10 protein-coding genes are annotated in these 14733 nt (G+C 72.3%); 8 read left to right on the top strand and 2 right to left on the bottom strand.

Annotated elements, in window-relative coordinates; genetic code table 11:
* Positions 1-27 precede the first annotated feature (27 nt).
* Together ETAA1_RS24970 and ETAA1_RS24965 are read right to left on the bottom strand one after the other, a co-directional pair.
* Positions 28-1068 carry a type II secretion system F family protein gene (locus ETAA1_RS24970; RefSeq protein WP_202920389.1) on the bottom strand — a complete coding sequence of 347 codons (1041 nt, stop codon included), beginning with the start codon at positions 1066-1068 and terminating at the stop codon, positions 28-30.
* A gap of 73 nt (positions 1069-1141) precedes the next feature.
* On the bottom strand, positions 1142-2263 hold the full coding sequence (locus ETAA1_RS24965) for a GspE/PulE family protein (protein ID WP_202920388.1): 1122 nt from the start codon (positions 2261-2263) through the stop codon (positions 1142-1144).
* Positions 2264-2384: 121 nt separating this feature from the next.
* Here ETAA1_RS24965 and ETAA1_RS24960 point away from each other — a divergent pair, with 121 nt between their 5' ends.
* From ETAA1_RS24960 to ETAA1_RS24925, 8 genes are all read left to right on the top strand, one after another.
* Positions 2385-3860 (top strand): DUF1501 domain-containing protein, encoded by a 1476-nt coding sequence (locus ETAA1_RS24960; protein WP_145243206.1) that lies wholly within the window; start codon positions 2385-2387, stop codon positions 3858-3860.
* Positions 3861-4116: 256 nt separating this feature from the next.
* Positions 4117-8145: a DUF1592 domain-containing protein gene (locus tag ETAA1_RS24955; protein ID WP_145243205.1), complete on the top strand. Its 4029-nt coding sequence runs from the start codon at positions 4117-4119 to the stop codon at positions 8143-8145.
* A gap of 11 nt (positions 8146-8156) precedes the next feature.
* On the top strand, positions 8157-9149 hold the full coding sequence (locus ETAA1_RS24950) for an ADP-ribosylglycohydrolase family protein (RefSeq protein ID WP_145243204.1): 993 nt from the start codon (positions 8157-8159) through the stop codon (positions 9147-9149).
* Between the two features lie 38 nt (positions 9150-9187).
* Positions 9188-10492: a DUF1552 domain-containing protein gene (locus ETAA1_RS24945; RefSeq protein ID WP_145243203.1), complete on the top strand. Its 1305-nt coding sequence runs from the start codon at positions 9188-9190 to the stop codon at positions 10490-10492.
* Between the two features lie 134 nt (positions 10493-10626).
* A complete protein-coding gene (locus tag ETAA1_RS24940; protein ID WP_145243202.1) occupies positions 10627-12021 on the top strand; it encodes a DUF1501 domain-containing protein in 1395 nt (464 codons plus the stop codon).
* A 122-nt stretch (positions 12022-12143) separates the two neighbouring features.
* Positions 12144-12965: a phosphate ABC transporter ATP-binding protein PstB gene (gene pstB, locus ETAA1_RS24935; protein WP_145244767.1), complete on the top strand. Its 822-nt coding sequence runs from the start codon at positions 12144-12146 to the stop codon at positions 12963-12965.
* Positions 12966-13082: 117 nt separating this feature from the next.
* The gene (gene phoU / locus ETAA1_RS24930) at positions 13083-13787 is read left to right on the top strand and encodes a phosphate signaling complex protein PhoU (RefSeq protein WP_145243201.1); all 705 of its coding nucleotides are present in this window, start codon (positions 13083-13085) and stop codon (positions 13785-13787) included.
* A 140-nt stretch (positions 13788-13927) separates the two neighbouring features.
* Positions 13928-14632 carry a response regulator gene (locus ETAA1_RS24925; RefSeq protein WP_145243200.1) on the top strand — a complete coding sequence of 235 codons (705 nt, stop codon included), beginning with the start codon at positions 13928-13930 and terminating at the stop codon, positions 14630-14632.
* The last annotated feature ends 101 nt before the right edge of the window (positions 14633-14733 follow it).

Below are 14733 nucleotides of genomic sequence, written 5' to 3'. Positions count from 1 at the left end.
CACCAGGCGGGCGGGTTACGGACCGCCCTACTTGCTCAGCCCTTCGAGCAGCTTCAACAGCGGGGCCATGATCGCCACCACGAAGCACGCCGTCAGCGAGCCGGCCGTGACCACCACCACGAACGGCGGCAGCACGCTCCGCAGCACCGCCGCCCGCGCGTCCACCTGCCGCCGGTACACCGCCGCCGCCTCGCGCAGCGCCGGCCCCAGCCCGCCGCGCCGCTCCCCCGCCGCGGCCAGCCACGCCACCCAGTCGGGCACCAGGCCGCGCCCGCGGAACGCCTCCGCCAGCCCCGTCCCTTCCGCCAGTCGGGCCTCGACCGTCTCCGCCTCGGCCGCCATGTTCGGGTCGCTGGACGCGCCGCCGGCGAGGCGCACCGCGGACGGCAGCGGCACCCCGTACTCGACCAGCAGCCCGAGCAACTCGGTGAACGCTGCCAGCCGGGCCGTGCGGATCAGGCTGCCCACCATCGGTACGAGGTACACCGCCCGCGCCCACAACCGCCGGCCGCGCGCCGACCGGCGCAGCACCGCCCGCGCCAGCAGCGGCCCCACGAACAGCACCGCCGCGGGGACCACGACCAGCTCGATTGGGTGCCGGCCGAACACGAGCACGGCCTCGGTGATCCACGGCAGCTGGAGGCCGAACTCCCGGAAAATCTGGTCGAACTGCGGCAGCACGAAGCCGGCGAGGGTAGCGAACAGGGCCACGCCGAGGGCCAGCACCACGGCCGGGTAGAACAGCGCCTCGGTGACGATGGTGCGGGTGGCGGTCACGGACCGGGCGTAGGTGGTGAGCGTCGCCAGCACCTCGGGGAGGCGGCCGGTCTGCACTCCGGCGAGGACGAGGTTGGCGTAGTACGCCGGGACGCGGCCTTCTTGCCGGGCCAGGGCTTCGGGGAGGGTGTGACCGGCACGCAGATCGGCGGCCAGCGCCGCGGTGACGGCGCGCAGCCGACCGCGGGCCATGTCGCGGGCCAGGCTGTCGAGCCCCTGGTCGAGGGGGAGGCCGGCGCGGGCGAGGGCGGCGATCTGGTCGTTCAGCGCGGTCAGCTCGTCGGCCGTCATCCGCACCTTCTTACGGTCGGGGAACGAGGGGCCTAGCGGGTAACTCCTACAACGCCACCCGCGGCCGGGCATTTCACGCCAGCCCCAGTACGCGCTCGACCTCCGCCGCGGTCGTCCGCCCGTCGGCAACCGCCGCGTCCGCGGCTTCCCGGATCGTCCGCCAGCCGACGCCGCGGGCCACCGCCTCCAGGGCGTCCTCGTCGGCGCGGCGCAGCACCGCCTGCCGGAACTCGGGCGACGGCGTCAGTAACTCCGCCACCAGGAGGCGACCGCGGTATCCGGTGCCGCCGCAGTCGCCACAACCGCAGCCGCCGCACCCGCCGCAAGCCCGCCGCAGCAGCCGCTGGTTCAGGATGCCGCGCACCCCCGCCGTCAGCAGATACGGTTCGACGCCCATCTCCAGCAGCCGCCCCACGACGCCGCATGCGGACCCGGCGTGCAGCGTCGTGAACAGCAGGTGTCCGGTCAGCGCCGCCTCGATCGCCACGGCCGCCGTCTCGCGGTCGCGCACCTCGCCGACCATGATGACCTCGGGGTCCTGCCGCAGCAGGCTCCGCAGGCCGCGGGCGAAGTCGAACTCGCTCCCGGGCCGGGCCTGCGACTGCGTCACGCCGTCGAGCGCCCGTTCCACCGGGTCTTCGATCGTCACGACGTGCCGGCCGGGGCCGTCGGCGATCAGCTTCCGCAGGCAGGCGTAAATGGTGGTGGTCTTGCCGCTGCCGCTCGGGCCGGTCAGGAACACCGCCCCGGAGCGCGTCCGTAGCAGGGCGTCGAGCCCGCCGCGCACGTCGGCGGGGAGGCCGAGCTGGTCCAGGTCGAGGAGGCCGGCCGACGGGTCGAACACGCGGACGACGGCGCACTCGCCGTGGACGGTGGGGAAGGTGCTGACGCGGCGGTCGGGGCCGCCGCCGGCCGGGCGCGTGCTCCCCTCCTGCGGGATGTCGGTGCGGTACGTCAGCAACTCGGCCATGACCTTGAGCCGGGCGACGACGTTCGGGGCGACCTCGCGCGGCAGCGCCGTGAGCGGTCGCAGCACGCCGTCGACGCGGACGCGCACGGTCAGGTCGCGGGCCGTCGGCTGAAAGTGAACGTCGCTTGCGCCGTGGCGGTCGGCTTCCGCCAGGAGCAGGTCGACGGCCCGGACGACGCCGTCGGGGCCGGAGCGGACGGCGGCGGCGAACGGGTCGGCGGGCACGGCGCGGCTCCGGACGGGTGGCGTCATGGTAGCAGTGTGCGCCGCACGCCGGCTCGACACACCCCCCGCTGCGGGGTATGATTCACTCTCCCACCCGCCCGCGCCCATTCCCCTGAGCGCCATGCTGCGCGTCCTCGGTTCGCACAAGCGGTTCTGCGACGGCCTCACCCGCCGCGACCTCCTCCACGTCGGCGCCCTCGCCCCGCTCGGCCTGACGCTGCCGGACTGGTCCCGCGCCGCGTCCGAGCCCGCCGCCAACGGCTTCGGCTCCGCCAAGCGCTGCATCCTCCTGTACCTGTGGGGCTCCCCGAGCCAGATCGACACGTTCGACCCGAAACCGAACGCCCCCGCCGAGATCCGCGGCGCCCTCGGCTCGATCCAGTCGTGTCTCCCTGGCGTGCGCGTCGGCGAGGTGCTGCCGAAGGTCGCCGCCAACCTACACCGGCTCACCGTACTCCGCTCTCTCGGCCACCAGAGCCCGATCCACGGCACCGCCTTCGCCCTCACCGGCGTCCCCGCCACCGACCTGCCACTCGAAGGGAACGTCCGCGACCCGCGGCACTGGCCGTTCGTCGGCTCCGTCGTCGACCACCTGGCCGCCCGCGCCGACCCGACCGCGCCGGCGGTGCCGCGGAACTACTGGCTGCCGTTCCCGTTCGGGTCGAAGCGCGGCCCGTCGCGGCCCGGCCCCTACGGCGGCTTCCTCGGCCCCGCCCACGACCCCGTCTGGGCCGAGTTCCGCGCCCCCGGCACGCACACCGTCCTCCGCGACTCCGGCGACCCCAATACGCCGAAAAAGGAAGTTGCCGACCCCTACGCCGGCGTCCGCCCGGGGGACCGCTTCGACCTCGGCCCGGCCGACGACACGCTGACGCTCGACCGCCTCCACGGCCGCGGTTCGCTCCTCGACCAACTCGACGCCGGCCGCCGCGCGATGGACGCGGCCCCCGCCGCCGCCGCGTTCGACCGGCACCGGGCGCTGGCCCGCGCCGTCGTGTCGTCCGGGAAGCTGCGCGCCGCGCTCGACGTGCAGCGCGAGCCGACCCGCGTGCGCGACCGCTACGGGATGACGCTGTTCGGGCAGTCCTGTCTCGCGGCCCGGCGAATTTTGGAGGCCGGCGGCACGTTCGTGACCGTGTGCTGGGACGAGTACGGCCTCGTGAACACCGGCTGGGACACGCACGTCTACCAGACGCCGCGGCTAAAGGACGAGCTCGGGCCGGGCCTCGACGCGGCGCTGATCGCGCTGCTGGACGACCTCGAAGCGCGCGGCATGCTGGCGGACACGGCGGTGGTGGTGCTGAGCGAGCACGGCCGGACGCCGCGGGTGCAGAGCGTGGCCGGCGGCGGCCGCGACCACTGGGCGCGGGCGTACTCGGCGGCGTTCGCCGGGGCCGGGTTCGCCCGCGGCCGCGTGGTCGGCCGCACCGACAAGATCGGCGGCGACGTGATCGAGGTGCCCGTGTCGCCGAAGGACGTGGTGGCGACGGTGTGTCACGTCCTCGGCATCGGCCCGGACACGGAACTGCACGACCGCCTCGGCCGGCCGTACCCCGCCGCCGGCCCCGGCCGCGTGCGGCCGGAGTTGCTCGGGTGAGCCGGCGGCTCGACGCGGCCGCCCGGAAATGATTCTTCCGGTCGGGGGGGGGCGGGTCGCGGAAACATGTCACCGACTCATAAAAAAGTTCGTTCGGGCGAAGATTTCGCCGCGTGTCGATCCGAAACCGTTACCCCGCAGAGGGTTTCTGCAGCGGATCCGATTCGGTCATGCATCGTGAGTCGTAGCCCATGCCAACTTCGTTACGGCGTGCGGCCCGGCCTACAATGCCCGCCTCCCCCCGCCGAGGTCCCGCATGGGCCGTCTCCTCCCCCTCGCTGCCGTCGTTGTCGCGCTCGTGCTCGCCGTCGGCAGCACGCCCTCCGCGCAGCCGCAGCCGCCCGCCGCGGACTTCGACGCCGTCCGGCCGCTTCTCAAGACGTACTGCCTGAACTGCCACTCGGCCGACAAGAAGAAAGGGAGCCTCGACCTCGAACGGTTCGCCACGCCCGCCGACATCCGCAAAGAAGTCAAAGTGTGGGAGCAGGTCGCGGAGCAGGTCGAGGCCGGCGAGATGCCGCCGACGGGCCGGCCGCAGCCGACCGCCGACGAGCGGAAGCGGCTCGTCGCCTGGGTGCGCGGCTTCCTGGATGCGGAAGCGCGTGCACGCGCCGGCGACCCGGGGTTCGTGCCGCTGCGGCGCCTCAGCAACGCCGAGTTCGACTACACGATCCGCGACCTCACCGGGGTTGATCTGCGGCCGGCTCGCGAGTTCCCGGCCGACGGCGCCGCCGGCGAAGGGTTCACGAACGCCGCCGAGGCGCTGTCCGACATCTCGCCGGCGCTGTTCGCCAAGTACCTCAACGCCGCGAAGATGATGGCCGACCACGCGGTGCTGCTGCCGGACGGGTTCCGCTTCTCGCCCGCCACGACGCGCCGCGACTGGACCGACGAGGCGACCGCGGCGCTACGCCGCTTCTACGCCGGCGTCGCCCCGCCGGGCGGCAAGCTGAACCCGACGCCGTACCTGGCCGCGAGCGTGAAGCACCGCGACAAACTGCTCGCGGGTACGACAACGGTGGAAGCCGTCGCCGCGGCCGAGAAGCTGAACCCCAAGTACCTGGCGGCGCTGGTGCGGGCGCTGAGTGACAGGACGCCGTCACAGCCGCTTGATGCCGTGCGGGCGTCGTGGCGCGCGGCGACGGAGAAGGACGTTCCCGCGCTCGCGGCCGAGGTGGCGGGCTGGCAGGCAACGCTGTGGACGACGACGCGCGTCGGCAGCTACATGCGGCCGGTCGGCGCCGGCTTCGCGCTGAACGAGTCGCGGCAACTGGCCGTCGATCCGCCGGCCGTCGAGAGCGTGCCGCTGCGGGTGAAGGTGGCGCCGGCGCCGGGGCAATCGGAGGTGCAGATCACGCTGGCCGCGCGGTCGCTGGCCGGGGCCGGCGGCGTGATGGAGTGGCACCGCCCGCGGTTCGAGGCGCCCGGCAAGGCGCCGCTGCTGCTCCGCGACTACGCCGACTTCGGCCCGGCGTTCGAGGCCGACCTGCGCACCGCCTTCGCCGACGCCGCGAAGTATTTGGCCGCCGTCGCCGACCCCGCCGCCGCGGCGAAGGGGCTCGACCCGACGTACCTGCGCAGCTGGACCGAGGTCGTGGCCGTGCCGCGGCCGGGGAAGGTTGGCGACGCCTTCCCGCTCCCCGCCGCGCCGCTCGAACTCCTGAGCGAAAAGGCGCCGCCGCCGGCGGGTCACCCGACCGTCAGCGGCTGGCGCAAGGCCGGCACCGACCTGCCCGCGGTGGTGGCGAACAGCGGCGACAAGGACGCGCTGATTCCGGGCCGCATCGCGTCGCACGGGGTCGGCGTTCACCCGCTGCCGCAGGAGTTCGTCGCGGTGGCGTGGACGAGCCCGCTGGCCGGGGCGGTGAAGGTGGAGGGCACGGTGGCGCACGCCCACCCGGCGTGCGGCAACGGCGTGGCGTGGCGGCTCGAACACCGCCGCGGCGGCCGCATGGCCGTGCTCGGCGCCGGGCCGATCGACCTGGGCAAGAGCGCCCGCCTCCCCGCGGCTTCGCCGACGGTCGAAAAGGGCGACCAACTCGTGCTGGTGGTGGACGCCCGCGACGGCGACCACGTCTGCGACATGACCGGCGTGTCGCTCACGCTCGCCGCCGGCGGGCGGGTGTGGGATTTGGGCCGCGACGTGTCCGCGAACATCACCGCCGGCAACCCGCACGCGGGCACGTGGAGCTTCGCCCGCGGCGCGAGCGGGAAGGGCGGGCCGGCGCCGACGGTGCCGGTCGATTCGCTCCTCGGCCGCTGGCGCCTCGCCGCCGCCGACCCCGCCCGCGCCGCCGAGGCGACCGAACTGGCGGGCAAAGTTCAGGCGCTGCTGTCCGGCCCGCGCCCGGCCGACGCCAAGAGCCCCGACCGCGTTCTGTACGACAAGCTCGTCGTGCCCGAAGGCCCGCTGTTCGTAGGCGTCGATCTCGCGCGGATCACGGCGCCGCGGCCCGCCGCGCCGCCGTTCGGGCTGTCGCGGGCGGCGTTCAAGGGCGACGTGCTGCTGTCGTTCGGCACCACCATCCGCCTTCCGGCGGCGCTGCTCGCGGGGCGCGAGTTCGTGGTGGACGCCAAGGCGAACGGGCCGCTCGGCGACCGCGTGATCCAGGTGCAGGCCGGCACCGCCCCGCCGACGAGCTGGACCGGCCCCGTGCTCGCGTCGCCGACCGGCGCCGGCTACGCGAAGTTGAAGGCCGGCAACGACGCCTTCCGCGCCGTGTTCCCGCTGTACGTCGCGTTCCCGAACGTGGTGCCGACCGACGAGGTGGTGTCGCTCCGCATGTTCCACCGCGAGGACGAGCCTCTGCGGCGCTTGTTCCTGAGCGACGAGCAGGCGAAGCAGCTCGACCACCTGTGGACCGAGCACCGCTTCGTGAGCCGGCAGGCGGTCGCGGAGAACAACTACCTGCCGCAGTTCATCGGGTTCGTGACGCAGGACCAGCCGAAGGCGATGGAGACGTTCTTCGTCGGCCTGAAGCCTGCGTTTCAGGCCAAGAATGACGCCTTCCTCGCGGACGAGGCCGCGGCCGCGCCGAAGCAACTCGACGCGCTGCTGGCGTTCGCCGGCCGCGCCTACCGCCGGCCGCTCGCGGAGAACGAGAAGGCGGGGCTGCTGACGCTCTACCGCACCGTCCGCGAGAAGGGGGCCGGGCACGACGAGGCGTTCCGCGGCGTGCTGGCGCGGGTGCTGGTGTCGCCGGCGTTCCTGTTCCGCGTCGAGGCGGCGCCGCCGGGGAAGGCGGCCGGCCCGGTGTCCGACTGGGAGCTGGCGTCGCGCCTCAGCTACTTCCTGTGGGCCAGCCAGCCTGACGAGCAGTTGCGCGAACTCGCCGCCCTCGGCCGCTTGCGCGACCCCGCAATCCTGGCGGCGTCGGCCGAGCGGATGCTGCAAGACGACCGCGTGCGGGCGCTGGCGATCGAGTTCGGCACGCAGTGGCTTCACGTCCGCGGCTTCGACGAGCTGAAGGAGAAGAACGAGACGCTGTTCCCGACGTTCGACGCCAAGCTGCGCGGCGCCATCTACGAGGAGTCGATCCGCTTCTTCGACGACTTCTTCCGCGCCGGCCGCCCCGTCACGAGCATCCTGGACGCGGACCACACCTTCGTGAACGACACGCTGGCGAAGCACTACGGCATCCCCGGCGTGACCGGCCCCGAGTTCCGCCGCATCGACGGCGTGAAGAAGTACGGCCGCGGCGGCATCCTGGGGTTCGCCAGCGTGCAGGCGCGGCAGAGCGGCGCGTCGCGGACGAGCCCGGTGCTCCGCGGCAACTGGGTGGTCGAAACGCTGCTCGGCGAGAAGCTGCCGCGGCCGCCGGCGAACGTGCCCCAACTGCCCGAGACGGAGGGCGCCGACAAGCTCACGATGCGGCAGCAGGTGGAGCGCCACGCCAAGGACGCGAGCTGCGCGACGTGCCACGTCCGCATCGACCCGTTCGGCTTCGCGCTGGAGAAGTACGACGCCATCGGCCGGCTGCGCGAGAAGGATTTGGGCGGCCTCGCGGTGGACACGCGCGCCACGCTCCGCGACGGCACCGCGTTCGACGGCATCGACGGCTTGCGGACGTACCTGCTGACGCGGAAGCGCGACGTGGTGGTGCGGCTATTCTGTCGCCGCCTTCTGGGGTATGCTCTGGGAAGGGCCGTGACGCTGTCCGACTCGTCGCTGCTGGACGAGATGGTGGCCGAGCTGAACCGCAACAACGGCAGCGTGACCGCGGCGGTACAGACGATCGTGCGCAGCCCGCAGTTCCGCATGGTCCGCGGCCGCGACGCGGAGTAACGGAGGCGGCCGTGGGCGAATCCGTGGCCGACCGGGTAGCGGGCGCGATCGTCGGCCTGGCGGTCGGCGACGCGCTGGGCTACCCGCACGAGTTCCGGACCGTCGCGCAGGTACGGCGGGAGCTCGGCCCGGACGGGATCACCGACTTCGTCCGGGTGAAGGACCCACACTTCACCCGGCCGTACATCCTCGGGCCGGATCACCCGCCGGGGACGTTCACCGACGACACGCAGATGAGCGTGTGCGTCGCCGAGGCGCTGGTCGCCGGTGGCCGCGGCCCGCGGGACGCCCTGCTCGACGACATGGCCCGGCGGTTCGTGGGGTGGTGCTTCTCCCCGGACAACAACCGCGCCCCGGGGGAGGCGACGTCGACCGCCTGCGAGCGGCTCCGCGACGGGGTGCCGCGCACGGCGTCGGGCGTTGAGGGGTCGAAGGGGGCCGGGGCGAACATGCGGGTCGTCCCGGTCGGCCTGTACTACGCCGACCCGGACGAGGCGGCGGAGGTGGCCCGGCAGCAGGCCGACATCACCCACCACCACCCGGCCGCCCGCGAGGCGGCAGCGGCGACGGCGCTCGCCGCGTGGCTGCTCGTGCGGGACGTGCCGCCGGTTGCCGTTGCTGACGAGGTTCGCCGCCGGTGCGGCGGGCGGAGCCCGGACTTCGACGAGATCGCCGGCCGGTTCGACGCGGCCCTCGCCCGCGAGCCGGACGAGGTGTTGGTCCGCCGCGACCGGTCGGCGGTAGCCCTCGGCGAGGGGTGGGTCGCGGAGGAGGCGGTCTTCGCGGCCCTGTATTGCGGCTGCCGCGCGCCGGACTCGTTCCGCGACGCCGTGCTTATGGCGGCGAACACGGACGGCGACTCCGACACCGTCGCCACGCTGGCCGGCGGGTTTCTGGGCGCTCGGCTCGGGCTCGGCGCCATCCCGGAAGCGTGGCGGCGGGGCCTCGAGCGCTCGGCCGACCTCCACGACCTCGGCCGGCGGCTCGCCGCCGCGCGCGGCTGATTCGGTTCCACGCACGTGATTCTTCAGGAGCGCCCCAAATGCCCGTGCAACCCCTCTCCCGGCGGACGTTCCTTCGCGGCGTCGGCGTGTCGATGGCCCTGCCGTGGCTCGAATCGTCCCCCGTCTGGGGCGACGACGGCGCCCCGGCTCGCGGGTCGTCCGAGCCGCCGGTGCGATTCGCCGCGCTGTTCTGCGGCAACGGCTTCCACCGCACCGAGTGGTGGGCCAAGGACGAGGGCCGCGGCCTCGAGTTCGGCAAGGTGCTCGAGCCGCTCGTGCCGCACCGCCAGAAGCTGAACTTCATCCGCGGCCTGTACAACCAGGAGGCGCTGATCGGCGGCATCCACAGCTGCCAGACCGGCAACCTCCTCACCGGCGCGCATCTGGCCCCCGGCGGGGAGGTCCGCTCCGGCATCAGCTGCGACCAACTCCTCGCCGAGCGCACCCGCGGGCTCACGAAGGTGCCGAGCCTCGTGCTCGGGTGCGAGCCGCCGATCGCGGCCATCCACAAGAACTACTCGATGATCTACAGCTCCCACATCTCGTGGAGCTCGGCCACCGCCCCCACGCCGCTGGAGCTGTACCCCGCGCTGGCCTTCGACCGCCTGTTCCGCGACGACGTGGGCCGCGCCGACCGCAGCGTCCTCGACGCCGTGCTGGAGGACGCGCGAGGCTTGCAGCGGAACGTCAGCACCGCCGACCGCCGCCGGCTGGACGAGTACCTGGCGAGCGTCCGCGACGTGGAGCAGCGCATCGCCGGCGCCGGGCAGGCCGGGCGCTTGCAGGGCTGGCGGCCGACGTTGGAGAAGCCGGACGTGCCGCGGCCGGCCGGCGGCGTGCCGCAGGACATCGACCAGCACATGCGGCTGATGTGCGACATCCTGGTGCTGGCGTTCCGCACCGACACCACGCGCGTGTGTACGCTGAAGCTGAACAACGACCACTCGTCGCTGCGGTTCCCGCACCTCGGCGTGGACTACATGATCCACCACCTGCTGAGCCACACCGACAACGCCGACTGGCTGAAGGTGAACCAGTTCTTCGTGCAGCAGCTGGCGTACATCGCGCAGAAGCTCGACGCCGTGCAGGAAGGCAACCGCACGCTGCTGGACAACAGCATGATCCTGTTCGCGTCGAGCATGATGACCGGCGGCCACAACAACGACCAGCTGCCGGTGGTGCTGCTGGGCAAGGGCGGCGGCCAGATCCGCACCGGCCGCATCCTCGACTACCTCGGCAAGCCGAACCGCAAGATGTGCAGCCTGTACCTGTCGCTGCTGGAGAAGGCGGGCGTGCGGCTGCCGGCGTTCGGCGACTCGACCGAGAAGCTGACGGAAATCTAATCACATGATTTTTGACAGGATAACAGGATGAAGCAGGATGGAAGACAAAGACAACTTTTAAATTGATTTCTGTCTTTGTCTTCCATCCTGCTTCATCCTGTTATCCTGTCAAAACTCGGCTTCAGAAATCTACCATGCCGCACGCCCACGCCTTCGGCGCGTTCCACCCCACCCGCCGCGGCCTCCTCCAGGCCGCCCTCGGCGGCGTCGGCGGGCTGTCGCTCCCGAACCTCCTCCGCGCTCAAGACGCCGGCCGCGGCAACCGCGCCAAGTCCGTGATCCTCCTGTGGATGGCCGGCGGGCCGAGCCAGATCGACACCCTCGACCCCAAGCCCGACCGGCCGCCCGAGAACCGCGGGCCGTTCGGCGTCACCCGCACCCGCCTCCCCGGCGTCCTCGTCTGCGAGCACCTGCCGAAGCTCGCGGCGCAGCTCGACCGTTACACCGTGATCCGCTCCGTGGACTGCCGGCACAGCAACCACGAGCCGAACACGGTGATGCAGACGGCCAACCTCCTGGCCGAGCCGCGCACCAACCCGGAGGCGCGCCACTACCCCGCGGTCGGCTCGCTGGTGGCGAAGTTCCGCGGCCCGAACCGGCCCGACGTGCCCGCCACCGCCGCGTTCATGCGGTCGCGCAGCCACCTCGCCTTCGGCGGCTACCTCGGCCGGCAGTACGACCCGTTCCTCGCCAACACCGCTGCGAAGCTCCCCGTCTACGACCTGGTCGGGAAGGACACCGGCCGCGTCAGCGACGGCGGCCTGTTCGAGCTGCCGACCGACGTGCCCGCCGACCGCCTCACCGACCGCCGCGCCCTCCTCGGCACCTTCGACCGCCTCCGCGCCGACATCGACCGCACCGGCGCGATGGACGGGTTCGACAAGTACGGCCGGCAGGCGCTCGGGATGCTGACCGGCGGCCGCGTCCGTGCCGCGCTGGACCTGAACCACGAACCCGCCGCCACCCGCGACCGCTACGGCAAGCACCTGTGGTGTCAGCAAGCGCTGCTCGCCCGCCGGTTGGTCGAAGCCGGTGTGTCGTTCGTGACCCTCGACCTGAGTTATCACACGGCGTCGGGCACGTGGGACACGCACGGCGACAACATCCCGCCCTACGGCGGCATCAGTAAGGGGCTCGGCCCGCTGCTGCCGCTGTTCGACCACCTCATCACGACGCTGGTCGCCGACCTGGAGCAGCGCGGGCTGCTCGACCAGACGCTGGTGCTGGCGATGGGCGAGTTCGGCCGCACCCCGCAACTCGGCACCCAGGGGAGCACCGACGGCCGCAACCACTGGCCCTACGTGATGTCGATGCTGCTGGCCGGCGGCGGGCTGCGGCACGCCCAGGTGATCGGCAGCAGCGACAAGGACGGCGGGCAGATTGCGACGCGGCCGGTGTCGCCCGGCGACCTGGCGGCGACCGTGTACCGCCACTTCGGCGTGCCGCTCGACGCGACCTACACGGACGCGAGCGGGCGCGTGCTGAATCTGCTGCCGCACGGCGGCGAACCGGTGCGCGAGCTCTTCTGATTTCGCCGCTCGTGGCTGTGCCGCGTACCCGCACCCTTCCCCGCCCCTTCTCGCAATCTTCACAATCGGGGGGTAAAACAAACGGCGACCTTCCCACGCGCCGGAGCCGCGCTGTGACCCGTCTGTTCTCCGACATCATCGTCACCCGGGCGGCGTCCAACTCGGCCGGCTTCACCGCCGCGCCGCCGGGCGCCGACCGGCTCGCCGTCAAGGACGTGAACTTCTGGTACGGCCCCAAGCAGGCGCTGTTCAACATCTCGCTGACGGTCCCCGAGAAGTCGGTCGCCGCGTTCATCGGCCCGAGCGGGTGCGGCAAGAGCACCCTGCTGCGGTGCATCAACCGGATGAACGACCTGATCGACGGCACCCGCCTCGGCGGCCACATCCTCCTCGAAGGGCGCGACATCTACGCCCCCGGGCTGAACCTCGTCGACCTGCGCCGCCGCGTCGGCATGGTGTTCCAGAAGTCGAACCCGTTCCCGAAGTCGATCTACGAGAACGTCGTGTACGGCCCGCGCGTCAGCGGCGTCCGCGACCGGGCGCGGCTCGACCACCTCGTCGAGCGGTGCCTGAAGCAGTCGGCGCTGTGGAACGAGGTGAAGGACCGCCTCCACGCCAGCGCCCTGGAGTTGTCGGGCGGCCAGCAGCAGCGGCTGTGCATCGCCCGCGCCCTCGCCACCGACCCGGAGGTGCTGCTGATGGACGAGCCGGCCAGCGCCCTGGACCCGAAGAGCACGCAGGCCATCGAGGACCTGATCTTCGACCTGAAGCGGGATTACACGATCGTGATCGTGACGCACAACATGCAGCAGGCGGCGCGGGTGTCGGACACGACGGCGTTCTTCTACGAGGGCCGGCTGGTGGAGAGCGGCCCGACCGAGCAGCTGTTCACCCACCCCCGCGAGAAGCAGACCGAGGACTACATCACGGGCCGGTTCGGGTAATTGGGAATTTGTTTGTTGTCCGTTGGAATTTGGGAACGCGCGTCGGAGGCGTTCCGAGCTCGGCCCACGGCGAACGACAGTCGAACCCAAATTACCAATTGCGACTGACAACAAACGATGGGCAAGCACCTCACCCGCGACCTCGACGACCTCCAGCGGCGCGTCACCGGCATGGCGGCGCGCGTGGAGGAGGCCATCTACGCGGCGCTCAAGGCGCTGCAGGCCCGCGACCGCGCCCTCGCCGCCGAGGTCATCGCCGGCGACGAGGCCGTGGACGTGCTGGAGAACGGCATCTACGAGGAGTGCCTGAAGATCCAGGCGCTGCACCAGCCGGTGGCCATCGACCTGCGGCGGATCGCCACCACGTTCATGGTCACCACCGACCTGGAGCGGATGGGCGACCTCGCGGTGGACATCGCCGAGCGGGCCGAGGCGCTGGCCGGGCTGCCGGACGTCCTCACCGCCGGGCCGCCGGCCGCCGACGGGGTGACGCTGTCCGAGAAGCTGGTGGGCATGACCGACACCGCCACGGCGATGGTGCGCGAGGCGCTCGACGCGTTCGTGAACCTGGACGCGAAGCAGGCCCGGCGGGTGGTGCGGATGGACGACCAGGTGGACCGGATGCACGCCGAGATGATCCGCGACCTGATCGCCAAGATGAAGGCCGACCCGGCGCTGGTGGAGCCCGGGGTCTCGCTGTTCAGCGCCGTGCGGCACCTGGAGCGGATCGCCGACCACGCCACCAACATCGCCGAGGACGTGGTCTACCTCGTGGACGGCGACGTGATCCGGCACCGGCCGGAGTCGATGCGGGAGTCATGAAGGGGTGAGGGGGGTGAAGGGGTGAAGGGGTGACGAGAAACGCCGGGTCGTCACCCCTTCACCCCTTCACCCCCTCACTCCTTCATGCGAAACCAGCGGCCGTCCGGGGCCGACAGCCAAGTTTCGCAACGAGGGTAAGCATGGGCCAGCCGCGCATCCTGATCGTCGAGGACGAACGGGGGCTGACACAGACGCTGTCGTGGTACTTCACCCGCGAGGGCTTCGAGGCGGTCGTCGTCCACGACGGCGCGGAGGGGCTGCGGAAGGCGCAGGCGCTGCTGCCCGACGTGATCCTTCTCGACGTCATGCTGCCGGGGATGAGCGGCCTCGACGTGTGCCGCGAGCTGCGCGGCGGCGAGCGCACCAAGGACATCCCCATCATCATGCTCACCGCCCGGTCGGAGGAGACCGACCAGGTGGAGGGCTTCGCCCGCGGGGCCGACGACTACGTCACCAAGCCGTTCAGCAACAAGGTGCTGCTCCAGCGGGTGAAGGCGGTGCTGCGCCGCAGCGAGGGGCCGGGCGAGGCCGCCGACGTGGTCGAGCACGAGGGCGTGAAGATCGACCGCGTCCGCCACCGGGTCACCGTCGGCGACGAGCCGGTGGACCTGACGCCGACCGAGTTCAAGCTGCTGCTGTGCATGCTGCGGCAGCCGGGGCGGGCGTTCAACCGCCACCAGCTCATGGACGCGGCCATCGGCGAGGGGTCGATCGTGCTGGAGCGCACCATCGACGTGCACGTGAAGACGCTGCGCCAGAAGCTGACGAAGGCCGGCGGCGCGGCCGAGCTGATCGAGACGGTCCGCGGCGTCGGCTACCGGTTCCGCGAGGCGGTGGCCCCCTGAGCCGGCCCCGTCAGGGGTCGGAGCCTGTCGGGCGCCGGACGCTCCGACCCCTGACGGGGCCGGCTCGGAAGGCGCGATATAACAGACGGCCTCCCCCGGAG

Source organism: Urbifossiella limnaea (genome assembly GCF_007747215.1).
GTDB classification, from domain to species: Bacteria; Planctomycetota; Planctomycetia; order Gemmatales; family Gemmataceae; genus Urbifossiella; species Urbifossiella limnaea.
The sequence above is the reverse complement of the archived record's forward strand: the minus strand, read 5'-3'. Positions and strand labels throughout refer to the sequence as shown.

Excerpts from the sequence above, each read along its gene's own strand:
- ETAA1_RS24925 (WP_145243200.1), top strand. The coding sequence starts at position 13,928 with ATGGGCCAGCCGCGCATCCTGATCGTCGAGGACGAACGGGGGCTGACA.
- phoU (WP_145243201.1), top strand. The coding sequence starts at position 13,083 with ATGGGCAAGCACCTCACCCGCGACCTCGACGACCTCCAGCGGCGCGTC.
- ETAA1_RS24955 (WP_145243205.1), top strand. The coding sequence starts at position 4,117 with ATGGGCCGTCTCCTCCCCCTCGCTGCCGTCGTTGTCGCGCTCGTGCTC.
- ETAA1_RS24945 (WP_145243203.1), top strand. The coding sequence starts at position 9,188 with ATGCCCGTGCAACCCCTCTCCCGGCGGACGTTCCTTCGCGGCGTCGGC.
- ETAA1_RS24960 (WP_145243206.1), top strand. The coding sequence starts at position 2,385 with ATGCTGCGCGTCCTCGGTTCGCACAAGCGGTTCTGCGACGGCCTCACC.
- ETAA1_RS24970 (WP_202920389.1), bottom strand. The coding sequence starts at position 1,068 with ATGACGGCCGACGAGCTGACCGCGCTGAACGACCAGATCGCCGCCCTC.
- ETAA1_RS24940 (WP_145243202.1), top strand. The coding sequence starts at position 10,627 with ATGCCGCACGCCCACGCCTTCGGCGCGTTCCACCCCACCCGCCGCGGC.